Source organism: Roseofilum sp. KMC-1 (assembly GCF_057802075.1).
Window position 1 is genome coordinate 2438622 of record NZ_CM173605.1, and the last position, 25818, is coordinate 2464439.

Here is a 25818-nt window from a genome sequence, read left to right on the forward strand (position 1 = left end):
CAATGGGGAGAACCCTCGAAGATAAAAAGGCGATTCTCGCCGAACTTCAAGAGAGCTTGAAGGATACCCAACTGGCCGTTGTGATTGATTATAAGGGGCTGTCGGTTGCTGAAATCACTGATTTACGGCGACAACTGCGCCCAACTGGAACCACCTGTAAGGTGACCAAGAATACCCTGATGCGGAAAGCTGTAGAAGGGAATGAAGCTTGGGAACCGATGAAGGAATTCCTCTCCGATGCTTCGGCCTTTTTACTGGTTAAAGATGATATTGGTGGCGCAATTAAGGCCTATCAAGGTTTTCAAAAAGCCACCAAGAAGACTGTCCTTCGGGGTGGGGTCATGGAAGGCCGTGCCCTCTCTGAGGAGGATATTAAAGCCATTGGTGAGTTGCCCTCTAAAGAGCAACTCATGGCTCAAATTGCTGGGGCCATTAATGGCGTGGCCACTAAACTGGCTGTTGGAATTAAAGAAGTTCCATCTTCAATTGCCCGTGGCCTTCAGGCCTACGTGGACAAAGAAGGGGGGGATGCTGGCAGTGATGCTGCTTAGAATCCCACCCCGATTGTGAATGATTAATACGGAGTATACCTAACTATGTCTGCTGTTACTGACGAAATTCTGGAAAAACTGAAAACCCTTTCTCTGCTGGAAGCATCTGAATTGGTGAAGCAAATCGAAGAAGCTTTTGGCGTAAGTGCTGCGGCTCCGGCTGGTGGCATGATGATGATGGCTCCTGGTGCTGCGGCTGCGGCTCCGGCTGAGGAAGTTGAAGAGAAGACCGAATTCGATGTGGTTCTGGAAGAAGTTCCTGCTGATAAGAAGATTGCGGTTCTTAAGGTGGTTCGTGCCCTTACCGGTTTGGGTCTGAAGGAAGCTAAGGAAATGGTGGAATCTGCGCCTAAAGCGGTTAAAGAGGCAGTGGCTAAGGATGCGGCAGAGGATGCTAAGAAGCAGCTTGAAGAAGCAGGTGCTAAGGTTAGCGTTAAATAGAGAACTATTGGCCTGAATTGATATAGCTTGAGGGGGGATTTAATCCCCCTTTTTTTGTCTATGGTGCATCAGTCATATCTTGCCCTCTCCCTATAGAGGGACTTACAGCGCTTATGCACTTTTGAAGAAGCGAATAATTTCTCTGGCATGGTTGAGAAATTGGGAGTCTTCATTGATTTGGGCTAGGGCGGTTTGGGCTTCTCTAGAAAGTTGCTGATGGGCGGCTTGGTTGGTGGCTTTGAGGTCTTCGTGGGCAGTGGCTAACCGGCTCAAGTCTTGGCGTAGGGTGTCTAGGTGGCGCTGATGTTGCTGATGGTTTTGATCGAGTGTTTCGCTTAAGGCTTCAAGGGTTTGTTCGATTTGGATGATGCGTCCTCGCAGTTCGAGGATGTCTTCGCGGGGATATTTGAAGCTTTGGTTGAGGTTGGTAAGACGAAAGACGAGATATTGATAGAAGGCAATCGCCGGTCTTAAACCGGTAAATAAGAGAGCTGCACCGGAGCTGATGTAGCCGATCGCACTAATTCCGGTGGCAGCTAATAAGTAGAGACCGATCGCGGAAATCAAATGAAGGGCGATCGCCATTTGCAGAGCGCGACGAGCAACGACATTGACATAGCGCTGTTGTTCTGGGTTAACCGGAATACCTTTATTCATCGATTCTTGGGCATTGTCTAAAACCGATTTAGCCGTAAAATAGACATTCCAAGGCACAGTAACAATGGCCATCAACCACCAAAAACTAGCGGTTCCCACTATCCAATCTAAAAAGCTACCCGTGGGAATATGGAGCCAAGTTAATAGGCCAAAAGTAACCAAAACAATCAGCACTAATCCAACACTAAAGGCAATGAAATTTCCTAAGCTTTTAGAAGGCATAATTCATAATTGAGGAGTGATTTTCTTGGATAGTAGCCAGGCAATTACGGATATTTTTGGTGCTTGTGACAGTTTCCTAAGTGGTTAAATGTGCCTTCATCTCTCAGACCCTCCTCCCACAGGAGAAGGGGAAAAATACAGGGCTTCGCTTGGTCATGAGCTACAGTCCAAAAGCTCCCCTTAAATCTCCCTTAAAAAGAGACACTTTTACTGCCTCCCTCTTTAAGCTAACGCTTATCCGCAACTGACGTTATTATACTGATGACTAATAAAATTCAGTGTGAGGAGTAGACTACTTATGTTTGTAAGGAACATAGCATTTCAGAGGAAAGTTTTCAGAACTCAATACGGATATGCTAACTTGTGGTGGCCGATCGTACCGGTTTTAGCCGTTTCTTCCCTGGTTTATCATCAAGCAGCTTTAGCCGATCGCCCTGACTCGGTTGAACATCAAGTTTCTCCAGTGGCTCAAACTGCGCCTCAACCTCCACCCATTCCCTCATCCGATCCGAATCGCGATCGCTTCCCTCAACCTGCTCCCGCAGAACCCCTTCCCGAAACCCTAGAGGAAGAACCGGTACTGTCTCCACCCCCGGCAGAAGGGACTCCCCAACTCCCAGAACCTTCAGTAAGTATTCCGGTCACCCGCATTGAAGTCATGGGGAGTACCTTATTTGATGCCACTGAATTCGATCCGATTATTCAACCTTTAGAAGGTAGCACAGTTACCCTAGAAGAACTCAGACAAGCAGCCCAAGCCATTACCCAACTGTATCTAGATCGCGGGTATTTGACTTCCAGAGCCTTGCTGGTGGATCAACCCATTACGGATGGTGTTGTGGAAATTCGCGTCATTGAGGGCAGTATTGAGCGCATTGAGATTCAAGGCAACCGTCAAACCAACCCCAATTATATTCGCCGTCGGATTGCCCCAGCGACGGATACGCCCTTGAATTCACCTCGGTTAGAAGAAGAATTGCGCTTATTACAAACGAATTCGTTATTCGATCACGTGGAAGCCAGTTTACGTCCTGGAACTGAAATCGGGCAAAGTGTATTAGTGGTACGAGTGAGCGAAACCAATCCCTTTGGTGGTGTTGTGTTTTTTGATAACAATTCTCCCCCTAGCGTGGGTTCAGAGCGCTATGGTATGGGTTTGCGGTATCGGAATTTAACGGGATGGGGAGATGAAATCAATCTGTCCTACAGCCGAACCACTACCGGAGGGGCTGATATTTTAGACTTTAACTATCGTATTCCGGTGAATGCCAAAGATGGCGCAGTGGCTGTGCGAATTTCCCCCACTTGGAACCGGATTACCGAGTCTCCCTTTGATGAGTTGGATATTACCGGCAATTCCCAACTGTATGAAGTCAGTTTTCGCCAACCCCTTGCCAGAAGTCTTCAGCAAGAGTTTGCCCTTTCCGTCGGCTTTGCCCATCAACGGGGGCAAACGTTTTTATTTGACGATCCCTTTGGGTTCGGAATTGGCCCGGATGAGGATGGTAATTCCTATACCAGTGTAATTAAGTTGGGTCAAGATTATACTTATCGGGATACCACAGGGGTTTGGTCTCTCAGGTCGCAGTTTAGTTTCGGTACAGGCTTATTCGATGCTACCTCTAACTCTGGCTCCATTCCCGATGGTCAGTTTTTCAGTTGGTTGGGACAATTGCAACGGCTGCAACGGTTCGGAGAACGGCATTTGTTGATTGTTCAAGGGGATTTACAGCTCACCCCTGATAGTTTATTGCCCTCTCAACAGTTTGTCATTGGGGGCGGCCAAACCTTGCGGGGGTATCGGCAAAATGCGCGATCGGGTGATAATGGATTTCGGTTATCTATTGAAGATCGGATTTCCGTGATTCGCAATGCTGAAGAGTCAGTTATTTTACAGTTTATTCCCTTTGTTGATATGGGAGCAGTTTGGAATCAAGGAGATAATCCCAACCAATTGCCTGGGCAAACTTTCTTAGCCAGTGCTGGACTAGGACTCATTTGGCAACCTTTCCCCAGTCTAAACTTGCGCCTAGATTACGGCTATCCCATAGTTGACCTAGATAATCGTGGTAATAATCTTCAGGATGACGGATTTCACTTTAGCTTGAGTTATCAGTTTTAACCCAGCAATTCGTGCGCTGGTATAGTAGGGGCGGGTTTGAAACCCGCCCCTACAACCATATAAAATCTGTGAGGTATTCTATGAATCAAAAATTAGTCCAGTCTTTAGTGCAAATTATCACTTCGCTCTCCGATGAAGAGCGGCAATATCTAGAACGTGAAATTCGGCGATTTTCTCTAGAAAAACAAATCAAGGATTTAGAATCTAAAATCAAAGAGTTTGAAGATAAATACCAGATGTCTTCAGATATTTTTTATTCTCAATTTCAATCTGGAAAACTTGAAGACTCTAGTGATTTTTTTGAATGGAATACTTATTATGAAATGTTGACTTCGGCACAAGTTAAAATATCTTAGTAATTTATGAATTTAGAGCAATATATTGCTGGTGTTAAGGCAAAATTATCTGGGAGTCCGATAATTACGGTTCCTGAGATTATTGATGAACGAATTTTACTCAATCAGGGCTATTTTCGGGCTAGATTGACCCTAATTAACACTGATTTCTTGGAAATTGCTGAATCATTCACACTTCAAGATAACCAGCTCTTAACGTTAGATTATCGTTACCAATGGATGAATGCGTCCAAACAAATTCTGAGAAAACGCTGGGATAGTGTCAAGCATTTTCCTGATTTACCCAACTTTCCCCATCATATTCATATTGGCTCGGAAACGAATGTAGAACCCGGACAGTCTCGAAATATTCTGGAATTTATAGATTTTATGGAATCTGAGTTGACTTAAAATGATATCAAATCCGATTAAACAGTTGTCATTGCGACCGCAGGGAAGCAATCGCCGAGACTAGGGAGACAGAAGAGATTGCTTCACTTCACTGCGTTCCGTTCGCAATGACTTTTGATAATTGATTAAACAGACTTGATATCACTTGTTCGATGGAGTTTGGGGTTCATTCCCCCTATCTCCCCATCCCCCATCCGTAGAATCTACCAAGGACTGCCAATCATCGTAAACGCTGACCAATAGAAGGGATGGGATAAATCTTCCTGAACGCCGGTTGCCGAGGGAAGGGGGATATTCCCTTCCGGGGTGATAATTTCTCCATTTTCGGCGCGAATATTGCCTTGAATCATCGCTAGTTGAGCTTGGCGCATGGCTTCAGCTTTAATCGGAGCAGTCGTCAATTGGCGGTAAAATTCGCTCATTAAGCCTAGGGTTCCCGTGTCGCCGACATACCAGAGACTAGCGACGGCTGTTTTGACTCCAGCTTGTACCGCTAATCCCGCAAAGCCTAATTCGGCTTTTTCGTCGCCAAAGGCACTGCGACAAGCGGACAGTACCATTAATTCTACGGAAGGACTATCGAGTTGCAGTTGCCGCAGTTCATTAAAAGCGAGTTTTTCATCCCAGAGCTGAATGTAGGTATTGTTCAAATCTCCCGGTTGGAAGTCGGCGTGAGTGGCGAGATGGACGATAGAGAACTGTTCCCGTTGGGAGCGGACGTTATCCAAGGTAAACTCTTCATTGAGCAACACTCGACCTTGACGCAATTCTTCGGCAATCTGTCTCACTTCAATTCCGGCGGCTGGTAGAGGAGATTGGCTTTGCTCGGCAGGAAACTGGGACGCTCCCATTGCCAAGACGGGAGCAGTTTTGATATCGACATACTCGGTGCTGGTGAGGGACAAGCTGGGAATTAACCCGACATTATAGTTTTCCACCAGGAACTGTTGACCATCATGGAGGGCGGCTAAGGGAGTGAGGCGCAACCCCACATCCATGGCAAAGGCAATATTTTGGATACCTTGAGCTTGCAATTCCGCTTCAATGGGCGCAATCAGGAGTTGATAGAGTTGTTGAGCCGAGTTCAAATAAGAGTTGCTATTCAGTTGACTGGGGTCGGAAACTTGTCTATAGAATTGGTTAGCCAGTTGCAGTACCTTGGCTCTGGTTGCCCCGGAAACCCTTTTTTGAACGGGTTCTCCCGTTGCGGTAATCATCACCAGTTCCAGTTCATCGCTGTCACTGGGGGTTAAGGTTTTGGCGCTGGCAATTCCGGGAATGGTTTGGGGATTAAAGAGAGCATAAACGACGGCGGGTTTGACTCCGGTTGCCGCTTGGATACTGGCTAAACTGGCTTGGGCTTCTGCCAAGGTGACAATAGAGCTGCCCTCAATGCCTAATGCTTGGGTGAATTGTTGGCTCAAGGGTTCATCTAAGCCTGCAACCACGGTATCGAGAGTGGTGGTAGTGGTGTCGTTCAGGTTGGGGAAATCAACTTGTAAGTTTTCCGTCTCTATATCGCTCTGTATATCCCTGGCAATTGTATTTTGCTGTTCATTGTTCAAGACAGGTTCGGTAGGTTCCGCAGGTTCCGCAGGTGGTGGTGGTGCAGGTGGTGCGGGTGCAGGTGCAGGTGCGGGTGCAGGTGCTGGAACTGTTGCTGGAGTTGGGAGTTCTGGCGTTGGGGGGAGTTCTGGTGTTGGAGGTGGTTCTGGCGTTGGGGGGAGTTCTGGTGTTGGAGGTGGTTCTGGTGTTGGAGGTGGTTCTGGTGTTGGAGGTGGTTCTGGCGTTGGAGGTGGTTCTGGTGTTGGTTCTACTACGGGTGGAGTTGGCGGGGTTGGTGGGGTTGGCGGAGTTGGTGTTGGTATGGTTGCTGAGTTTTCGATGGTGATATTGCCTTGGGTAAAAGTGCCTCGGATTTCTTGGGCAGAAAGTTGGTTATCACTACCGCCAACAATGACTCCGGTTGTGCCATTCGTGGTGGCATCGCCAATGATGAAGGGAGTCTCTAAACCCGGCCTTCCTTGACGAATCGTAATTGAGCCATTGCCTGTAGACCCAACAGTGTAAATAGTTGTTGGGATTTCATTCCGAGTAAACGTATCTGAAAGTCTCAAGAAGCTCTGAGTGGTAATGTCTACATCTCCACCTCTTCCTTGCTCACTCTCAGTGAGAATTCCTAAGATTTCAATATCATTTTCAGCGTTAATTGTAGCACGCCCTGAATTAGAACCACTGGATGTATTAATACCTTGATTCGTAATTGCTCCAGTTGGACTATTTAGACTAACGTTACCACCTGTACCATTAGACGAAGTGGTAATCGCTGAATCGGTTGTAATGGAGCCTGCTGTACTGGTAATGCTAATATCACCGCTATCGTTTGTTGTCACTGACCAGAGAAAACCAGTATTAATATCGCCACTAGCATTGAGAATAATATTGCCGCCATTCTCAGTTGTAAATAAGGTTAAAGGAGGATCAACTGTGCGGTCTACAACATTAGCTCCCCCAACTAAATAACCGGAGTTAATCGCTCCATTCCGACTGGTAATTCCGATATTTCCACCTTGGGTTCGTCCCCAAGCAATTGTATTACCTAGAGTAATATTGTCATTGGCTGTCAAGGTAACATTCCCGCCACTACCGTTACTTCCTTGAGTAAAAATGACATCTTGATTAGTTGGTAATGTAATTGTTCCATTCGCGTCTAGGGTAATATTTCCAGCACTTTCTTGATAGACAGATGATAGAATTCCTTGAATATCGATGTTTCCGCTCGTACTGTTGATATTAATATCGCCGCTCCGAACCGGTATTGGGGTGGGTGATGGCGTTGGAGTCACATTGGAAAAAATGGAGTTAAGGGTAATATTTCCGTCAGCAATTAAGTTAATATCAGAGAGAGTGGTATTGATGTCTCCAGTTGCATTAATTGTACCTCCTGATGCTGGCGATCGAATGGTTACAGGATCGTTAAAGGTGACGCTGTTGGGAATGGTAATAGCTCCACTGCTGTCATCACCCCCAATTGTGATGGAGCTAAAGCCATCTACTAGGGCAGCTAAGTCAGTTTGGGTAAGGTCTAATGTGCTTGTCCCAGAATCAGAAGTTCCTCCAATTTGAATAGCTTGCCCAGAACTCAACGGTTGAATTTCAATTGTATTACCGAAAATGCTTCCTGAGCCTCCCGTAAAATCAATTTCATTTCCAGTAATAGTGATGGTTTGAGTTCCTTCTATTCTCTCTATTGTATCACCTACAATAATCTCTGAGGCATTTAAATTAATTACTCGTGGGTTTCCTTGTGCTGGAGCTGCTGGAGAAACAGGGAAAATCATGTCAATGTTAATAGAGCCATTACTGCTTATAAGGCTTATATCGTTTCCTGATGTCCGAAGATTACCAATATTGATGTTGCTATTAGCTTCAATCTCAATACTTCCTGATGTTATCGAGTTTGAAACTTCTGCAAAAACAAACTCCATAGTAAAAAGACCACCACTACGAATATCAACATTTCCAGATTCTACAGCCGATGTATCTATAGCAAGGAGGTCAATATTCCCATCAGTTGTTATTAAGACGACATCACCACCACTTAAACTACTACCAGTTCCTGTAACGATGATTGACAGATTTATGTCGTTTTGGGCTTCAAGGGTAACGTCACCTCCTCCACCATTAACTCCTCCATCAGAGATAATAAGAAAATCATTAGCATTGATACTGCCTTGACTACTAATTTGAATATCACCTCCATCTCCATCTCCACCGCTTGTGTTAATAAAAAACTCTGGGCCTATCATATTAACATTTCCTTGAGCTACAATTCTAACGTCTCCTCCATCTAAATTTCCTTCCGTAAATATAAATCCTGTTTTATTAATGTCACCACTTGCCTCTAGAATTACAGACCCTCCCTGACCTGAAGAATTCCTAGTATCAATATTTCCAACTTGAATAGTTCCAGGGCTGGTAACTGGACTACCTAAAGTAAAAGTCGTTCCTCCTTCAGTTAAACTTGAAGTCAAATTGGGAGGAGCATTATCTAAAGACGTTTTCCCAGCTTGCAGAATTAAGGCTCTTTCCGTGGTTAGAAGGTCAAAATGAGGGTCAGTTGCGGGAATAGAAGCAGGCGTATCCGGCCCGGTAATCGTAATATCTCCCCCAGTAATACTTCCCGTCGCTTCAACCTTGAGCGCTACTCCAAGATAATCCCCAAACGTCACGTCACCATCAGCACTAATAATGGGGTCAAAGAAACTGAGAAACGTTCCCGGTTGCCCTTTGGTGGTGAGCATCTGGAAATTTCCCCCAGAGGCAAAGTGAGCATCCCCAGAAATCAAACCATCGCTAATTAAGCTTAAGTTGCCACCACTTTGAAACGGCGTTTCCGGATGATTGAGCGCCAAAATATCAATCAATTGATTGCCCTGAATCGTCAAATCTCCCCCAGCATGGGCGACAAAAGGATTAGCAATACTATCGCGAATTTGCACCGCATTTCCTGCGGTTAAGGTTAAATTATTTCCCGTTTCTAAACGACTTTCCACTAATGTTAAATTCCGATGAGCCGCCAGAGTCGCATTTCCCGCGCTCACGTCTCTGGCAACAATATCGCCATTTTCCACACTAAAGCCCGAACCGGTTAAATACAGTTGCCCATTTTCCACTGTCACTCCCGTGGCTAACCCTTCGGCAACCCCTCCTCCTGTCAATAAACCGGGTAGAGTCGTAATCGGCACATTAGACGGATTAATCCCACTATCCGCCGATAGGGGTTGAAACTCCAGACTTAACAGGTTTCCCGCTTGCGACAGACGCACCAAACTTTCCCCAGGAACCGCCGCTACCGTGAGATTCCCGTCCGGCGCAGATAAGGTTCCCGGACTCAGGACACTCCCCCCCAATAGGGTTAAATCCGATCCAGGCGCAACGGCTAAGGTTCCTAAATTAACAATACTGCCCGGTTGAGGGGCAATAAAAGCAAAGCTGGTGGGATTGCCCAGGAGGGCGCTATAGTTATTCTCACCTGTGGCATTAAACCAAGTATTTTCACCAAAACCGATCGCATTAGCCGTAGAAGCGTTAAACGAAGCAGGAATATTTAAGGACGCATTGGGGCCGAAAACCATCCCGGCTGGATTCATCAAGTATAAATTAGGAGAACCCCCAGTCACTTGAATCAAGCCATCAATAAACGATGGACTGCCCCCAACCACCCGACCTAAAATATTGTGCAGATTGGGGTTGGCTAAAAAGTTGGCAATTTGATTTTGGTTGAGTCCAAATTGCTGAAAACTGTGGAATAGGTTTGCCCCATCTCCACTGAGTTGTCCCCCATGAATGTTAAATTGGTTGCCTTGGGGCGTAATTTGCGTTCCCGTACCGTCGGCTGCGGGGATGATGGGTTGTGCCAGGCTAGGTAGAGGAGAAAGGCTGACGAGGACGGTGGATAGGAAGGCAACGGGTTTGGATACAGACATGGGACAACTCCTGAATGGGCAAAAGGGATAGGGAATGGGGAATGCCCTCTCCCTAAATCCCTCTCCCATGGGAGAGGGACTTAACTGGCTTGGGATTTAATATAACTAAAAAACTGCTCTCACTTGAGTATGGAGCAGTTAAGTATTCATTAAATTGTGACCAGTGTGACCATTTTGAGTGAATTGGCGGGTTGTGGGGGCGGCCCCTACAACTCATCAATCGTCACCAACCCACCCTCCGTAAACTGAATGACTAATTCTTGCTCATCAAGTAGTGCAGTTCCAATCAATGGTCGTCGCCCTGTCGCAAACACACGAACATCTCGTTCTGCTCTATCCCAAAAGATCGTCGCTTGATGGACGGGCAAAACAACTGAGCTGTTGTCTGCCAGGTTTGCAGGCAAATTGTACAAAAACGGAAGTCTGAGCAAATTTACTGCCTCTGGCGGGAGACACAGGTGATCCGTAAAGCCTGTATCGATGACGAAATCGATCGGGAAAGTTGCACCATTGGCCAAAAGAAAGGTCAATGAGACGATCGCATGTCTGTCAGTCACCATACCGGAAATCACTGCCTACCCGCTCCATCACACCGCCGAAAGAAGCCGCTACATTATAGCCGATACGAATGCCAAACAGTCTTGCGTATGGGGACTTTGCCTGAAGGTTTTTAGCCGCTTGTAGTCCGGTTTCATCCAGGTCATAGTCACCGGTCTCAATATTGATGATGACCATTTTGCCAATATTTTCCTCAGTTTCAACCTTTTGGCGAATTTCACTTTCGTAGATTTGGTAGGCGCGTTTGGCAACTTCTTCACTGCTTAACAGGATGGCTTGCATAAGTTTGCGATCGCTACGTTAACATCTGAGAACTGCTCGATCATATCCCATGAATCAGAATTGGGTTCTTGTCTTCTAGAATCCGAAAGATTGGGGGCAGGTTCACAAAAGTTATTGGTAGGAAATGGGGGATATGGGAGAACCTGCCCCTACGGTATTTTGGGTTTGATTAGCTAAAGAGTCCCTGAAACTTAGAACCAGGGGCCGCCGCCACCGTTGGCTGGAGCAGGCTGGGGTTCTAGGGGAGCAGTAGGTGCTTGGCGAGCGGGCTGGGGAGAGGAGACAGGCTGCTCTGGCGTGGCTTGGGGTTGAGTGGGGGTTTCTTCCTCTTCCACCGGCTCGGAAACTTCGACCACAATATCCTCGCTGGGGTCTTCTTCTTCAACGATATTGGTTGCCGGTCGATTTTGCCCCCCTCTCATCGCAATCAGTCCTCCGCCCGGTAGAATGCCTGGCTCGGAACTGTCAAAACTAAGAGACAGGGTTCGCCGGGCATTGGGCATAGCTTCGAGGAAGGCTTGAATGGGAACACCTAAATTAAATCCGGTTTTAATATTTACCGTTCTAGAGGCACGGGCGGCTTCCTGTCCCGGTCTGGCATTGGGATCGGTTCCAACGATTTGTTCAGCATCCCCCATACCATGAATCGCTACCAAGCGCCCGGCAACATCGAACACGGGGCCGCCGCTCATGCCCGCCCGTGTGACATTGGTATACACGATCGCGTATCCACCCGGTAAGGGGCCGCTCTCTTCTTCCCCTTCAACGATGATGTCCTGGTCTAAGCGAGAGGAAACCAGAGAGGAAGTGAACTGAAATACCCGCCGCCGAATGGCTTCGCCTGGATTGGGAAAACCAGCGATATAAACCCCTGCTCCTTCAGTGGTAAAGTCAGAATCACCCAAAGTTGCCGTTTCGTAAGTGCGATCGCTTCTAAAGCGCACGATGGCTAAGTCTAAATTAGGCAACTTTTGAATATCTCTCGGTTCAATAGCAATTTTTTGTCGCTGTTTCGATCCACCTTTGGGTAAAGGCGTAATCACGCTGTAAAGATCGTCTGAATGTTGAACCACATGAGCCGCCGTGAGAACGACGTAGACATTACTCCCCCTTTCTTGATAGCGTCCAATAATTACGCCCGATCCGGGTGCAGCAACGGTGGGTTGAATTTGCACTACCGTGGATCTGGCAATATCTGCCACTTGAGTGGGGAGTAAGGCATTGGCTTTCACGGATTGAGCCGTCATTACAACAACTGCACTCACTAAACCACTGGCCAGAAGGGGTTGATAAAATCTCATGTTAGTTCCTCAATCATTAATTTGCGGAGCGTTGGACGCTTGAGCTACCAGAAAGAACCCGGACGGGGGGGAAGATTAGCGGGGTTTGCAGGCATTTCCTCCACCTCTCCCCAGATAGAAGAATGAGTTATGGGTCGATCGGGGCTTAATTCAACCGGAGTTGCGATCGCCCCTGTGCTTGCTTCCTCAGCACTTGGTTCTGTAGGAACTGGAGTCGCATTCACGGGAAAGGGAACAGGAGCTTGTGCGATCGCTGCAAATTGCGGCGCATACTGTAGAAAAGTCTGTACAGGAATTGCCCAACTCGAAGCATCCATTTCCTGTCTCACCGCCGCCGTCGGCGTGGAACCATCTCTGAAAATATAAGTATTTCCCCAGAGCGGATATTTATGCTTACCGTTAACACCAACCACCTCACCGTAGCGGTTGAGAACAGGCCCTCCGCTCATCCCCTTAAAGATATCATTGCTATAGCCCAGTTGATACCCTAACTTAAAGGGTTTAGGCAACAAGTAAGAGACTTGACCCATCGTAAATGTAAAACCTTCACGATCTGCGGGGAAACCAGATGCGTAGGTTGCGTCTCCCATAGCAATAGCTGATGATGTGGCTAAAGTCGCAATAGGATAACTTTGAGCGCTATTAAACTGCAACAGAGCTAAATCATTGCCGTCAAACTGACCCACAGACCGCACTTGTGCGGGATACACTTGTCCATCTGGGGTAGAAATCTGGTAACTGTTCCCTAAGCGCAGAACATGCTCATTCGTCAGAACTGTATAAGTCGAGCCTTGTCGCTGAATTAGAATACCAGAACCCCATGATTCTCCTGATGCGACTTTCACCGTAATCGAACGCGCTATAGTTTGGAGTTGTTCAACCGATAAAGGCGATCGGGGGGTTTGAATTTCTGATGCAGTGCCTGCACCTGTAGGTGGTACAACTTGGGCATAAATAACCTGTGCTGACGATCCGGTTAGAAACGCGCCAGCACAAGCTATTGAAATTAGTAACCTAAAGTTCATCGAATTCTGTTCTCAACAACAAGCTAACATTAGCTTAAGCGATCTGAAGACTAAAAGTTCCCACCCGGAGCCGGTTGTGTTGTCGGTTGCGGGTCTTCTTCAACACTGGGGATTACTATTTCTGAGCCAGCCGAATTTTCCAGGGGCGCTAACAGTTTCGTAACATCAATGTAAGGACGACCTCCACTTTCATACAGGGGGCCTGCACCTAAGTCACGAACATCAAAGAGTCTTTGCAATCTATCTGCCGCATTTTGACCGGGTTTCAGTGTAAATAACATATTGGAGCTATTGCAACTTCCTCCTGCTGTCGTCGCACACACTACAGGTAACCCGTTCACCACACCTGCTGTGATATAGTTGAGTCTTCCACTATCACGAGCGGATTGAAACCGCCCTGAGACTTCTTGGCAGCGAGTCATTGGATCATACCCAGAAGCACTAAAATACTCGGAGTACCAGCGAACTACAGCAATACTGTTACCTGTCTGTGTATTCGTTGCAATGGTTGTGGGTAAACCATCATACATCACGCAGCGAAACTGAATCGATTGAGCATAAGTCGGTTCGCTCACAACCGTTCCTAAGCCTGTCAATAAAGCCGCACCAGCTAAGATTCCTAAAGACTTACGCAACATCTGTATACCTCCTAGATCTAATGTAGATAATTAGAGATTATTGAGTGGGCAATTCTATCTTAGCTATGTTCAACCCCCTGTTCCTACCGTATTCATACGGTAATTTTTGATAGTATAAAGATTTTTATGCCTAGATTTCAAGGTCTGTTGCCTGTTTTAGGGGAGGCTAGAGACAAAATCGACATTACGTTCACTTTATTACCCTTATCAAATAAGTGATTCAACTCTATTTATAAGTAGGTTTTAATCAGATAACATCTTTGTTTATAACTGGAATCACTGAGAACAGGAGAAAGACGATCGCTAGAACGATGAGGAAGACCAGATCGATCGCTCTCCTTATTGAGTCTGACCCCCAAGATTGAGTACACTTTCTATTATGCAAATCAATGATGACCCCCAACCCGTACTCAACGACAACGTTGACTTAAGCAGTCCCCTGGATAACCTAGGGCCCATCAATGGGACTCCAGAGAGCGCCCCCCCCCCCGATCCAGAGGAAATGTTGCCTTTGCTAGAATCCTCGGTTCCCCAAGAGCGGATGTTGGCAGCGAGGGCATTTTGTGAAATCCAAGACCATCGAGCGATTCCCCATTTAATTAGGTTATTGGGCGATCGCTGTCCTTTAGTGCGCGTTAGTGCCGCCTATGCTTTGGGACGCAATCCCTCCCCAGAAGCGATCGAACCGATTATTGACCAACTGCAACGGGACTGGAATGGCTATGTCCGCAAGGGCTTAGTCTGGTCATTAGGCAATAATCGCGATCGCCGTAGTTTAGTCCCCCTACTTGACTCCCTGCGTACCGATATCCCCGCTGTGCGCCTCTGGGCTGCCAGTGCCTTAGCCCAAATGGCCCAAGTTGGCTATGAAGCCATTATTAGTGCAATTCCGCCCCTGATTGAAGGTCTGCGTCGAGACTCCATTCCCGCCATCCGCAGTAACTGTGCCTGGTCTATTGGCCAACTCGCCCGCGAACTGCCCTCAAATGTAGTTTATGCGGGGGCGATCGATGGTCTAATTGAAGCCTTTGTGGAAGATGAAGACCTAGGGGTACGCGAAGATGCGCGATCAGCCCTGCTGAAAGTGGGAGACCCCAGAGCCTTACAACTGATTGAAGAGTTAGAACAAGAAGGATGGTTTTAATTGGGTTTCAGGCAGGATTGAGCGATCGGATGTTCCTAGATAACCCTAAATAAGTCAATCCGATCGCAAAATGTATCCTATTCCGTTGATTAAATTTATGATTTAGATATATAACTTAAAAGCTCTCCCGAATCGCACTTGATATATACTGAATGATGTTTGGGATCTTTGTCCGAAATTATTGATTGGGAGAGCTAACTAATCATGCCTAATTATGCAGACCGAGATAAAGAAGCAACGATTGCTCTTTACATTCCCTTATGGATTCGTAAAGACATTGATTTAGAGACTTTCGATAGTTACTGGGGTAATGTTCACGGCCCCGTTTGTTCCCGTCAACCTGCCCTATACCAATATTGGCAACTTCGTACTAGCCCCAATGAAGGAGGCATTTGGCACGAGATCGAGGGAGTGCAAACTACCTCGATTGCTGAAGAAAACTTTGAAGGCATTGCTGAGTTGACTTTTAAAAGCCCAGAAGATATACCTGTATACATTAAGGCTGGATTAGAGTATTTGGGAGAAGATGATCCTAACTTTCTGCGCCGGGCGATCGCCTATGTCAGCACTCCCATTACCTACTATGATGAAATTGAAGACCCCACACCGACAATGGCAACGGAATATGATAAATTCCACATTATGATCCGTAAAAAAGATGATGTGAGCCTAGAAGTTTTTGAAGAATGGCTTCAATCCACTTTTGCTCCAAAACTAGCAAAGAGCGCTCCAGTAGTCAAGCTGAAGTTACATCTATTCCGTGAGGTAGACAAGAGTCGCACCAATCGAAGGGGAGTGAGCTATACAGAAGAAGCCGGACTAGATATTCAATCGGCGATGGAAATTGGCTTCAAAAGCCGTCTGGCCTTACAAACCTACTTAGCTTCTGAGGAATATAAGTCCATTACTTCAGATATGAGTCAATATGTTAAATCTTTCCAACCCTATCCAGAACGTAGCCGCTCGGCTTTGGTTTACAATGGGGAAGCAACCCTGGTTGGGCAGCGGGGTTTAGCTGGAGCGATGGCAATTGAAGCTGTAGGCGCAATTAACCAAATTCAAGAGGACTTCAAAGAGTTAATGTTAGGTAAACGTTAATTAAACCCTTGGGTTGGTCAACAGTTAATCGGATGGAGACTGGATGTATTCAGCATCGACTGAGTACATCCAATCTATTATTAGCAACCCAATAAAACCGTTAAGATTTGGGCCGATTGATGGCATTGAGTAGCCAGAGACTGCCGACAATAGAGACAAAATGGGAGACGGTGGTGTGAGTGTTTCCCAACAAAACAAATAAATCAATGGGTTCAATAAATCTACCTAAATCGGCTCCTGTGGGAATTAAACCTTGGGGTTGAAAGAGGGATTTACCCAGTAAAATGCCGGTAATGGCTTCGGCAGCCAAGAGGGAGAAGCTCATGCCCACGATATTACAGACTAGACCAAATTTAATCATTTGGATAGTCGCGGTCTTGGAGGGTCGAACCGTCGTATCGGGCGATCGCAGTTGTCGGGCTAACCGAGTGTAGCGAAACGCTTGAAAGATACTGAAATAGAGGACAAGAAGACCGCAAATGGCAAAAAATGCCCCCCCTCCACGACCGGGATCTTGGATTCCTGCTCGCGTTTCCTTACCAATCAGGGCAAATAGAAAGATAATAGAGGCGATCGTCCCTAACACCACTTGAGTCCAAAAGCTAATCCAAGCGGTCAGACGCAAGTTCCCCGAAAATTTCTCGACAGCGGGGGGAAGGGCATAGTATTCAGAGTTCTCAGGCATAGTGATTCGCTACAGCTCCACTCCTTAATCTAGCAGGAAATCTGGAGAGGCGATCGCCAGCCGATACAGAATTATTTGTAGCCTCAAGAATAATTATGTTATCCTGCATGGTTGATAAGGATAAAGCGTATATCTTAGAGCATCCCATTCTGGATTCTAAGGGAAACGTCTGTATTTATTGATGTAAGTGGTCAACTCATTAACCTCCCTGTGCCCATACAGGGCTTTAGACCTCAGCTCAAAGGATTCTACCTACCAATCGGGGTAACCATCAACGACTTAACCCAAAACCACTGGCATTTGGGTCAATCTGATTTAGGGCTTCTACCGGGTGTGCATCTCAAAATTACCCAAAATCTCTTTTCAAGTTAACCTGAGCCAGTCTTTAACGTTTTGTAAGGGAATTTTCATAACCAGGGCTGCATTTACTCAAGTCCAGTTCATTGACCTGATTTGAGTTCATTCATGCTTGTGCAGAGAAAAGCTATGACATTTGAAGAAATTTATCGTTTTTTCCAAAACCCACCACCGATTCATCTGAATACCGAGTTAGCCGTCTGTTATGTCTTGTCCGTCTTACTGAATAAAGATTCTTATGGAACCGAACTGATTCGACTGCTGAAAAAACAGTATCCCCAATACCGTCTATCGGATACAGTTCTCTACAGTGCCCTCAAGTTTTTGGAAGAGGAAGAGATGATCACCGGATATTGGAAGAAACTCGCCCGACGGGGACGACCTCGCCGGATGTACCAGATCCAATATCGCGGCCGCTCTCAAGCTCAAGACTTGGCGATCTTATGGCAGGAATATACTCGTAATGGAGCCGTGGAACTGGCTACTCCTACGTTGAATGTGCGGCAAACGGTCTCTCAATCTTAGGCCGTTTCCTAAGATTGAGAGAAGTGAGATCAAATAACTGATAACCATCAGGAAAAGTTGTAGAGGCGAACGCCGGTTCGCCTCTACCTCTAACCTTTTCAGGCATTCATTACAACACTCAATTCTCAACACCCAACTGATGACTGTTGAGGGTAGGATCTGGTAAAGGATAGTTTAAAGTGTCTCCATTTTGCTCAACTTTATCTATTTTTGGAGTTTCTTCTTCCCTTCCATGAAGGCGAATCAACTGAGCTAAAGTTTTCTTCAGTTGGGTACGGGGAACAATTAAATCCACAAAGCCATGTTGCAGCAAATATTCCGAGGTTTGGAAATCATCCGGTAGCTTTTCCCGTAGGGTTTGCTCAATCACCCGTCGCCCGGCAAAACCAATGGTGGCTTTGGGTTCAGCTAAAATGAGATCGCCGAGCATCGCAAAACTGGCAATTACGCCCCCAGTGGTGGGATGGGTGAGAACAGGTATGTAGAGCAAACCGGCTTCTTGATGACGCTCGACGGCTCCTGAAATTTTGGCCATTTGCATTAAACTGAGCATTCCTTCCTGCATTCTTGCCCCTCCAGAGGCACAAATGACGATCGCCGGTATTCGCTCTGAAGTGGCTCTTTCCAGCAGTCGGGTAATTTTTTCTCCCACAACCGATCCCATACTACCGCCCATAAAGCCAAAATCCATAACAGCTAGGGCAACTCCCAGGCTATCCAACTGACCTAAACCCGTTTGTACCGCATCATTGAGATGGGTTTTCGCTTGATATTCTTTGAGGCGATCGCTATAGCGTTTGCGGTCTTTAAACTTTAACGGATCGTCCGGGCGCAGATCGACATCCAAAGGAGTCCAAGTCTTACTATCGATCAATTGGGCAATTCGTTCATCGCTATCGACCCGAAAATGGTGTTCGCATTCCAAACACACCATTTGATTGCCCTGTAAATCCTTCGTATAGGTCAAAACTCCACACATGGGGCATTTTGTCCACAACCCATCAGCAATTTCCCGCTCTTGGCGTTCTGGGCTAATGGGAGAAGTTTTTTGTCTGTTAGCAAACCAATCAAATAAAGACATGAAAAATAAAGAGGTTATCTAAATGAAACATTAAATTATTCGTCCGCGATCTCTTCTATTTCGCTCAGAAGCAACAAAGCACTCCAACGATGTTCAAGGGAAACTTGCACAGTAGTCGGAGACCCCATACCTAGATAGGAAACTACCCCACAATCAACCAGACGGGTGGGGATTTCCTGGGCAGTCAGCACCTGTTCGATCAGTTCTGCCTCCCAGCGAGTTGAGGTTGTGCGAATCGCGATCCAAGACACTCGATTATCCTATCAGGTTCGGCGGAAAAAATAACTGCACATAAGCTGATATAATGCGATCGCCCCAGAAGATAGTAAGAGCTGCACCCAGGGCAAGAAAGGGGCCAAAGGGCATTTTTTGACGGCGTTTGAGTTGGCCAGAAGCGATCGCCCCCAAACCCACCACAGCACCGATCGAACAAGCGAGAAATCCTGATAGTAACAGAAATTTCCACCCCAACCAAGCCCCGATCGCCGCCGCGAGTTTAGCATCTCCTTCTCCCATGGCCGCTTGGCCGAGCAAAAAAGAGCCGACCATAATAATCATTTCAAATAACCACAAGCCTAGGATGGCTCCAAACATCCCATCGAGCAATGGATCGGCCGATCCAGCCCCTCTGAGCAGTTGATAGAGCAAACCGGCTACTAGGCCCAATTGAGTGAGGCTATTGGGCAAGGTGAAGGTATCCCAGTCAATCATCGCTAACACCAACAACCAACTCAAGCATAAGCAATAGCCCAAGGTTTCCCAAGAGAGGCCAAACTGGAGATAAACCCCTAGAAAGAGTAAACCGGTAATTCCTTCAATGGTGGGATAGCGCCAAGAAATCGGGCTGTGGCAGTAGCGACATTTTCCCCCCAATGCTAACCAACCGAACACTGGGATATTATCGGCCATACTCAAGGGATGGGAACAGAGGGGACAATGGGACGGAGGAAACAGGATCGATAAACCAGCCGGAACCCGATAGATGACCACATTCAGGAAACTCCCGATCGCCAATCCTAGCATTAAGGCGATCGTCATACTGGGAATTTCAATCCACACCCCGCACCTCCCCTAATAGAGTTTGGTTTCCAAATGGTTAAACGGAATCAGCACCTCTGTTGGCAATAGAGCCAACCCTTCCCTAAACACCAAAACCGCCCGATAGCTCACCTGATTCACCACTACACCTAGCGGCCGTTGAAATTTGTCCGCATGTTTCTGGCCCGCACCATCAGCCACTGTCCGATAGACCCCATAGGTATCACGAGCGACCCGCACTAAGGTTGGATCGACAACATCCATACCCTTCGGGACATGAATGGGATAATAGGGATAACTGGGGGATTCTAAAAGGACTTGTACCACTAATCAACTTTCCTCAGATTACAGGCCATCTACACCGACCAATCTTGAATTCGCCATTGACCCTCCTGACGAATCAACTGGTACTGAACTCGAATTTCTTCACTATAGGAAGCCCCCGGATCGCTCTCACCATTACGGTAAAACTCTACCGACTCCTTCACCGTAGCATCCACTGTCGCTCGGTCTTCGTCATTGCCATTCAGGGTGACTGCGTTAATTGTCACCTGATGCTCATAATCCCCATAGAAATTATCTTGCTTATCTTGCGTTGCCCGTTGTCTTTGAGCTGACAAAGCGGGATCGACCAAAATTGAAGACAACTGATCCACTTCATAACCTGAACCAAAGGCCTTAGCTTTCGCACTCAACCAAGCTTCAATTACACTCTTGGCTCTCTCTTCGGTCAATGGCCCCGTATCGGCTGTTGGTTGGGCGGGGGGTTCTGGAATTTCTACGGGAGGCTTATTCAGCATTAATTGTAACTGTTCCCCTTCTAAGGCAGGAGTATTTTTGAACAGGGAACCCACGAGTCCAAAAACTTGGCCGATCAGCCAAATCAAGATCCATAATCCCAGTAACCCTCCAGCCGCCAATAAGGCCAAGCGTCCCCAATGAATGGAAGACCCACCGGTTTTAGGACTACCTCGCCGACTCTGAACTCGTCTGTGCCCCCTAGGGACGGGGCGCTGATGCCCTCGTCGATCGCCGGAAACCGCTTGGGAAGGGCTATTTTTGGGGCGATCGCCCCCTTTGGTCGGTTGAGAGCGGGTTAACGTGGCCGTTGTTGCAACCGAGCGTTTCTGTTGCGTCTCCCCCCGTTCTCTCTGTGAGCTAGAAGGGACAGATTGCGTCTCCCCTATTTTCTTTATCGGGATTCCCCCTTCACTCTCAACCTTTGGAGTAGCTTCGGGTTTTGACTCCACCACACTCCATTGATTCTTTTCACTGCGATCTAAAGGTAGAGCTTCTAAATAGGCTTGTACTTGGTCATTGGCAAAATACTCTTTCAAAGTCTGCTTGCAATTCGCCAGATCCTGGAAATGGGGAAATACCTCTTCATGTAACCAACGTTCACTATATAAACACAAGCCGGGTAACAAATCAGGAGCGCCCTGAGAATTTTCGCGGATAAAGGCTAACTGTTCATATTCCCGACTTAAGTCTAGCGCTCTGCTGGCTTCGTCTGTTTGCCCCAACAGTAAACTACAAACCGCCTGTTCCAAATGGACATCCTGCCGAGACCCCAACCGCATAAGCATTCGTTTGGCTCGGTTAATCAAGGCCGGTTGTTTGTAGGCAAATCCCCGCACCAATAGGGCATAAACTGCTAAATAGGTGGCTACAGCCGAAGGGCGCTGGGCTTCTGTTTCAAACAGGGTTTGTTGTTCTAGGGAAGTCAGATAACTGCGTAATTGTTGGATAAAGCGCAGGAAATCATCAATACTCAGTCCCGATTGATCGTCTCCTGTACCATCTAGTCCGCCCCGTTCTTGAAGCATATCCCGCAACATTTGAATCCCATGGCGATGGGCAAGGGCATCATTGGCATTTTGGGATAATAATTCTAGAATGCGGTATGGACGTAGTTTATACAGATCTCCTTGCAGTTCTCCGCGCAAGCCCGGAAATACCCCTTCTTTCAACAGCAGTTTTTCACCCCTTTCTAGGGATAGGGCTGCTTGCTCATAGGTTCCCTGTTGCCATTGTTCTCGGCCCAATTCCAGACCAGAGAGTGCCACAGTTAATACAATATCAGCACGGGATAAGTGAGGAATGGCATTGAGCTGCGATCCCGTTTCCGTCTCAGAGGCGAGATTTTCCAGATACTCTTGCCCCAAATTTAACACTAATTCATATTCACCCAATTCTAGGAGAATCAACAGGGCCCCCAAGATGTGAGGGTTTTCGACTTCTAGGGAGGGTAAAGTGTCTTGAATCTGTGTCTCTTCTTGGGCTTGTCCGAGGAGAGAGTGAAAGGTTTTTTGATCGTAAGCCGTTTTTGCTTCCGGATTGGATAAAATACTGTAGGCCCGATCAAGCAGGGATTTTCGCGAACCGATCGCCGTTTCCGAGTATTCCCGCCGAGGCAATTGCATGGTGCGATCGCGGTGGGCCTGCTGCAACTGTTCGGCAGTTGCTTGTAGTGGTACGCCTAAAATTCGGTAATAATCGAGCGGAATACGCACAGTCTACTCCCTCAGCAGCAATGCTTACAGTTTAGGGTCTGGACAACCTGCCCCCCCTTCTAACCCTTAGAATTATACTTCCCACAACGATTCTTGTCTTGCCCCCCTTTAGTTTTTTTCATCAAGTTGCCCCATTTGCCTATCTCCCCATCTGCCTATCTCCCCATCCCCCCATTGACTTATACTAGGTCTTTGCAGAACAATAACGTCAGCTTGTAGTGGTAGAAAGGGAAGCATTCATGGCTCAAGAGAGGATTGTACCAGAGTTTGACTCATCTTCAGTGCAACTGGGTCAAGAAGAAGGACTCAGACTTTATGAAGATATGGTATTAGGGCGGGTCTTTGAAGATAAGTGTGCAGAAATGTATTACCGGGGCAAAATGTTCGGTTTTGTCCATTTGTATAATGGTCAGGAGGCTGTGGCTTCTGGCGTAATTAAATCCATGCGTCCAGATGAAGATTTTGTCTGTAGTACCTACCGAGATCATGTTCATGCCTTGAGTGCTGGAGTCCCGGCACGGGAGGTGATGGCTGAGTTGTTTGGCAAAGCCACCGGATGCTCTAAAGGTCGGGGGGGTTCCATGCATATGTTTTCGGCTGAACATAAGCTCTTAGGGGGTTATGCATTTGTGGCTGAAGGGATTCCTGTGGCTACGGGGGCAGCGTTTCAGAGTAAGTATCGCCGGGAAACCATGGGAGATGAAAGTGCCGATCAGGTAACGGCTTGCTTTTTTGGGGATGGGGCTTGTAATAATGGCCAGTTTTTTGAATGTTTGAATATGGCGGCTTTATGGAAGTTGCCCATTCTGTATGTGGTAGAAAATAATAAGTGGGCGATCGGTATGGCCCATGACCGGGCGACTTCGGTTCCAGAAATCTATAAAAAAGCCCATGCCTTTGGAATGCATGGGGTTGAGGTGGATGGAATGGATGTGTTGGCGGTGCGGGAAGTGGCTAAAGAGGCGATCGCCCGCGCCAGAGCTGGAGAAGGGCCCACTGTCATTGAAGCCTTAACCTATCGTTTCCGAGGCCATTCCCTAGCCGATCCTGATGAACTGCGCTCTAAAGATGAGAAAGAGTTCTGGTTTCCCAGAGATCCGATCAAACGGTTTGCGAGTTATTTAACCAGCAAAGGATTAGCCACTGAGGAACAACTCAAAGGTATCGATCGCAAAATTCAAGAAGTGGTCGATGATTCGGTAAAATTCGCCCTCGAAAGTCCTGAACCCGATCCCAGTGAACTCTACAAATATGTGTTTGTAGACGATTAATCAAGTAGGGGCGCAAAATTTTGCGCCCCTACAAATTTTATCAATACCCACCACCTAGGGCGATTAGCGAATCGCCCCGTTATAGTCAACCCTCACCCAAGAACCATCTTTAGCCACGGTAACCACACTTTCAACGGTGGGTACAGAGAAACCTGGTTCGCCGCCATAGAATTTAAATGTCCAACTGCCATTGCCATTATCCACAAAGGGAGAAGAGGTAGCATTTCCATGCATGGAAGTTTCGGCACGATATTTACTCAACCCTCCATTGGCTTGTTCGGCGGCTTGACGAGCCAGATTTTTTGCCCGACTTAAGCTGAAAATATCTTGGACTTCTACTCTAATTGCTGGATCGATGGGTAGGGGGTTTGGGGTTTGAGCAAAAGCACCCAGAGGGATGAAAGTTAAAACCGTCAGTGCTAATACACTCATTAAAGAATTAGGCATTTTTAGATGATCTCCTGTGAAGAATGAACCATTTTAACTACAATTCTAGAGACAATTCAGTGAGGGTTTAAGTTCCCCTTACTGATTCCTGATTATCCATTTTCTGGATTCTCTTTTTTAAAGTATAAACCAGACAATATCCTTCAGCAAACTTTAGGGAATAGCTGCTGACCAACTCCCAGCCACTTTTGCCGTATACATTTAAGATCTTGATCACTATTTTGGGTTTACAAATAACACCATTTTGGCGACGAAAGTGAGTAATTTGACCCTGGGGATAGAGCGATCGCACGGCGGTGATTTTCCCCGTGCGATCGCACATAACCAGCAGTTCTAAATAGCGCCAAATCCCCATTGATCTTCAGAAAATCCAATTTTTCACCCTCCGTTAAAAAGTTCACCCTTTTCCTAGGAGATCCGGAACTTACCTGATGCGATCGGATTGTTGATGGCCAGCAATCCGATTACCATAGTTTAGAGTCCCTCCATCGTGCTTTATCTGTCCTATGGTTAAGCTTCGTTCTACCTTATCTCACGTTCTCGGATATACCCTTACCCTGATGATGTTCTGGGGAGATACTCAACCCGCACAGGGGCAATATCAATATCAAAATCCCGGTGTACCTCTGCCTTCCATTGTGCCATTAGACACTAGATTATTGGTAGAAGTTGAACAAGGGAAACTGATGAAACCCAGTACAGGAGCAGTGGTTACGGAGAATACGATTGAAGAAGGTCGCTTAACTTTACCCAGTCTATGGTGGGCTGGTGAGCAATATGGCAAGGATCTACTGGTCACCTGGCTGGCCTATCCCAATGAGGGTTACCCTTATCCTGGACGAGTTCATTTAGTGGTTAACCGTCAAGCTTGGCGAGAGACTTGTTATTTTAATCAGTATGAGTTTCTGACTAAAATGGGGGCGATCGCCAGTGACTATGGCTATAATACCCGTCTGTTTAACCGCCAAGGAGAAATTTTAGCGACCTATACCTGTACCTTTGTAACGATTGACGGTCGTGAGAAGCCTCAGTTGTGCAATGTTCAAGGCTTGATTATTACTCAAGGAGTGAATCAAAATTGCGTAGTTAGTCCGTAGAACAGGGATCAAACTCCTATGATAGACTAGAGGGATAAACGTTATATTTTGACTTTCTCTAAACTCCTTTTATGAAAGATTGGTTAGAACATAGTGTACAAGTTGAAGTCGAAGCCCCCATCGATTTTGTGTGGGAATTATGGTCAGATCTCGAACAAATGCCCCGATGGATGAAATGGATTGAATCCGTTCATGTATTAGAAGAAAATCCCCAATTGTCTCGCTGGAAATTGGCTTCAGGAAATTTTGAATTTAGTTGGCTCTCCCGGATCTTAAAAGAAATTCCTAATCAAATTATTCAATGGGAATCGGTGGATGGTTTACCGAATCGAGGAGCCATTCGCTTTTACGATCGCCATGAAGGGAGTATTGTTAAATTAACGGTCGCCTATGCCATTCCTGGCCTGGTCGGCCAACTGATGGATAAATTGCTTGGCCCCACGGTAGAATCGACTATTCAAGCAGACTTAAATCGGTTTCGGGCCTATGCACTTCAGAAAATGAGCGATCGATAAACAGAAACTCAGGAG

The 25818-nt window shown here is 46.7% G+C and carries 26 protein-coding genes; 11 read left to right on the top strand and 15 right to left on the bottom strand.

Features of this window, described 5'->3' with window-relative positions; genetic code table 11:
- The first annotated feature begins 2 nt into the window (after positions 1 to 2).
- The gene (gene rplJ / locus AC3FZD_RS11505) at positions 3 to 551 is read left to right on the top strand and encodes a 50S ribosomal protein L10 (RefSeq protein WP_488740245.1); all 549 of its coding nucleotides are present in this window, start codon (positions 3 to 5) and stop codon (positions 549 to 551) included.
- Positions 552 to 596: 45 nt separating this feature from the next.
- A complete protein-coding gene (rplL, locus tag AC3FZD_RS11510) occupies positions 597 to 992 on the top strand; it encodes a 50S ribosomal protein L7/L12 (RefSeq protein ID WP_488740246.1) in 396 nt (131 codons plus the stop codon).
- A 111-nt stretch (positions 993 to 1103) separates the two neighbouring features.
- Here rplL and AC3FZD_RS11515 read toward each other — a convergent pair whose 3' ends face one another.
- Positions 1104 to 1871 (bottom strand): DUF4795 domain-containing protein, encoded by a 768-nt coding sequence (locus tag AC3FZD_RS11515; RefSeq protein ID WP_488740247.1) that lies wholly within the window; start codon positions 1869 to 1871, stop codon positions 1104 to 1106.
- A 361-nt stretch (positions 1872 to 2232) separates the two neighbouring features.
- Here AC3FZD_RS11515 and AC3FZD_RS11520 point away from each other — a divergent pair, with 361 nt between their 5' ends.
- The 3 genes from AC3FZD_RS11520 to AC3FZD_RS11530 all read left to right on the top strand — a co-directional run bounded on the left by AC3FZD_RS11520 (position 2233) and on the right by AC3FZD_RS11530 (position 4739).
- Complete coding sequence (locus AC3FZD_RS11520; RefSeq protein ID WP_488740248.1) at positions 2233 to 3993, top strand: ShlB/FhaC/HecB family hemolysin secretion/activation protein; 1761 nt, start codon at positions 2233 to 2235, stop codon at positions 3991 to 3993.
- Between the two features lie 80 nt (positions 3994 to 4073).
- Entirely contained in the window at positions 4074 to 4349 is a 276-nt protein-coding gene (locus AC3FZD_RS11525) for a hypothetical protein (RefSeq protein WP_488740326.1), read from the top strand.
- 6 nt (positions 4350 to 4355) lie between these two features.
- Positions 4356 to 4739 carry a toxin-antitoxin system TumE family protein gene (locus AC3FZD_RS11530; protein ID WP_488740249.1) on the top strand — a complete coding sequence of 128 codons (384 nt, stop codon included), beginning with the start codon at positions 4356 to 4358 and terminating at the stop codon, positions 4737 to 4739.
- A gap of 203 nt (positions 4740 to 4942) precedes the next feature.
- Here the strand turns inward: AC3FZD_RS11530 and AC3FZD_RS11535 are convergent, their stop codons facing one another.
- The 6 genes from AC3FZD_RS11535 to AC3FZD_RS11560 form a co-directional block, all read right to left on the bottom strand.
- A complete protein-coding gene (locus AC3FZD_RS11535; RefSeq protein WP_488740250.1) occupies positions 4943 to 10228 on the bottom strand; it encodes a CHAT domain-containing protein in 5286 nt (1761 codons plus the stop codon).
- Between the two features lie 206 nt (positions 10229 to 10434).
- On the bottom strand, positions 10435 to 10800 hold the full coding sequence (locus AC3FZD_RS11540) for a clan AA aspartic protease (RefSeq protein WP_283753893.1): 366 nt from the start codon (positions 10798 to 10800) through the stop codon (positions 10435 to 10437).
- A complete protein-coding gene (locus AC3FZD_RS11545) occupies positions 10778 to 11068 on the bottom strand; it encodes a hypothetical protein (protein ID WP_488736170.1) in 291 nt (96 codons plus the stop codon). The genes AC3FZD_RS11540 and AC3FZD_RS11545 overlap by 23 nt, the downstream gene beginning before the upstream one ends.
- 191 nt (positions 11069 to 11259) lie before the next feature.
- Positions 11260 to 12369: a S1 family peptidase gene (locus AC3FZD_RS11550; RefSeq protein WP_488736171.1), complete on the bottom strand. Its 1110-nt coding sequence runs from the start codon at positions 12367 to 12369 to the stop codon at positions 11260 to 11262.
- Between the two features lie 44 nt (positions 12370 to 12413).
- Complete coding sequence (locus AC3FZD_RS11555; protein WP_488736172.1) at positions 12414 to 13394, bottom strand: S1 family peptidase; 981 nt, start codon at positions 13392 to 13394, stop codon at positions 12414 to 12416.
- 50 nt (positions 13395 to 13444) lie between these two features.
- Positions 13445 to 14032, bottom strand: a complete 588-nt coding sequence (locus tag AC3FZD_RS11560) for a COP23 domain-containing protein (RefSeq protein ID WP_488736173.1) — start codon at positions 14030 to 14032, stop codon at positions 13445 to 13447.
- A 379-nt stretch (positions 14033 to 14411) separates the two neighbouring features.
- Between AC3FZD_RS11560 and AC3FZD_RS11565 the strand changes: the two genes are divergently transcribed.
- Positions 14412 to 15176, top strand: coding sequence for a HEAT repeat domain-containing protein (locus AC3FZD_RS11565; RefSeq protein WP_488736174.1), 765 nt, complete (start codon positions 14412 to 14414; stop codon positions 15174 to 15176).
- A gap of 204 nt (positions 15177 to 15380) precedes the next feature.
- A complete protein-coding gene (locus tag AC3FZD_RS11570; protein ID WP_488736175.1) occupies positions 15381 to 16274 on the top strand; it encodes an EthD domain-containing protein in 894 nt (297 codons plus the stop codon).
- Between the two features lie 100 nt (positions 16275 to 16374).
- Here the strand turns inward: AC3FZD_RS11570 and AC3FZD_RS11575 are convergent, their stop codons facing one another.
- Positions 16375 to 16959 carry a DUF3611 family protein gene (locus tag AC3FZD_RS11575; protein WP_488736176.1) on the bottom strand — a complete coding sequence of 195 codons (585 nt, stop codon included), beginning with the start codon at positions 16957 to 16959 and terminating at the stop codon, positions 16375 to 16377.
- 486 nt (positions 16960 to 17445) lie between these two features.
- Here AC3FZD_RS11575 and AC3FZD_RS11580 point away from each other — a divergent pair, with 486 nt between their 5' ends.
- Positions 17446 to 17841, top strand: coding sequence for a PadR family transcriptional regulator (locus AC3FZD_RS11580; protein ID WP_488736177.1), 396 nt, complete (start codon positions 17446 to 17448; stop codon positions 17839 to 17841).
- Between the two features lie 118 nt (positions 17842 to 17959).
- Here AC3FZD_RS11580 and accD read toward each other — a convergent pair whose 3' ends face one another.
- Genes accD through AC3FZD_RS11605 form a run of 5 tightly spaced genes read right to left on the bottom strand, consistent with a single transcriptional unit; the run spans position 17960 to position 22473 of the window.
- A complete protein-coding gene (gene accD / locus AC3FZD_RS11585) occupies positions 17960 to 18922 on the bottom strand; it encodes an acetyl-CoA carboxylase, carboxyltransferase subunit beta (RefSeq protein WP_488736178.1) in 963 nt (320 codons plus the stop codon).
- Positions 18923 to 18957: 35 nt separating this feature from the next.
- Positions 18958 to 19173 (bottom strand): hypothetical protein, encoded by a 216-nt coding sequence (locus AC3FZD_RS11590; protein WP_488736179.1) that lies wholly within the window; start codon positions 19171 to 19173, stop codon positions 18958 to 18960.
- Positions 19174 to 19177: 4 nt separating this feature from the next.
- Positions 19178 to 19960, bottom strand: a complete 783-nt coding sequence (locus AC3FZD_RS11595) for a prepilin peptidase (protein ID WP_488740327.1) — start codon at positions 19958 to 19960, stop codon at positions 19178 to 19180.
- A 33-nt stretch (positions 19961 to 19993) separates the two neighbouring features.
- The gene (locus AC3FZD_RS11600) at positions 19994 to 20287 is read right to left on the bottom strand and encodes a hypothetical protein (protein ID WP_488736180.1); all 294 of its coding nucleotides are present in this window, start codon (positions 20285 to 20287) and stop codon (positions 19994 to 19996) included.
- Between the two features lie 29 nt (positions 20288 to 20316).
- Positions 20317 to 22473: an IMS domain-containing protein gene (locus AC3FZD_RS11605; protein WP_488736181.1), complete on the bottom strand. Its 2157-nt coding sequence runs from the start codon at positions 22471 to 22473 to the stop codon at positions 20317 to 20319.
- Between the two features lie 239 nt (positions 22474 to 22712).
- Between AC3FZD_RS11605 and pdhA the strand changes: the two genes are divergently transcribed.
- Positions 22713 to 23744 (top strand): pyruvate dehydrogenase (acetyl-transferring) E1 component subunit alpha, encoded by a 1032-nt coding sequence (gene pdhA / locus AC3FZD_RS11610; RefSeq protein ID WP_488736182.1) that lies wholly within the window; start codon positions 22713 to 22715, stop codon positions 23742 to 23744.
- A 63-nt stretch (positions 23745 to 23807) separates the two neighbouring features.
- Here pdhA and AC3FZD_RS11615 read toward each other — a convergent pair whose 3' ends face one another.
- Together AC3FZD_RS11615 and AC3FZD_RS11620 are read right to left on the bottom strand one after the other, a co-directional pair.
- Complete coding sequence (locus tag AC3FZD_RS11615; protein ID WP_488736183.1) at positions 23808 to 24191, bottom strand: hypothetical protein; 384 nt, start codon at positions 24189 to 24191, stop codon at positions 23808 to 23810.
- Between the two features lie 67 nt (positions 24192 to 24258).
- Entirely contained in the window at positions 24259 to 24546 is a 288-nt protein-coding gene (locus tag AC3FZD_RS11620) for a hypothetical protein (RefSeq protein ID WP_488736184.1), read from the bottom strand.
- Positions 24547 to 24697: 151 nt separating this feature from the next.
- Here AC3FZD_RS11620 and AC3FZD_RS11625 point away from each other — a divergent pair, with 151 nt between their 5' ends.
- Together AC3FZD_RS11625 and AC3FZD_RS11630 are read left to right on the top strand one after the other, a co-directional pair.
- The gene (locus tag AC3FZD_RS11625) at positions 24698 to 25288 is read left to right on the top strand and encodes a hypothetical protein (protein WP_488736185.1); all 591 of its coding nucleotides are present in this window, start codon (positions 24698 to 24700) and stop codon (positions 25286 to 25288) included.
- Between the two features lie 71 nt (positions 25289 to 25359).
- Positions 25360 to 25803 carry an SRPBCC family protein gene (locus tag AC3FZD_RS11630; RefSeq protein WP_488736186.1) on the top strand — a complete coding sequence of 148 codons (444 nt, stop codon included), beginning with the start codon at positions 25360 to 25362 and terminating at the stop codon, positions 25801 to 25803.
- Positions 25804 to 25818: the final 15 nt, after the last annotated feature.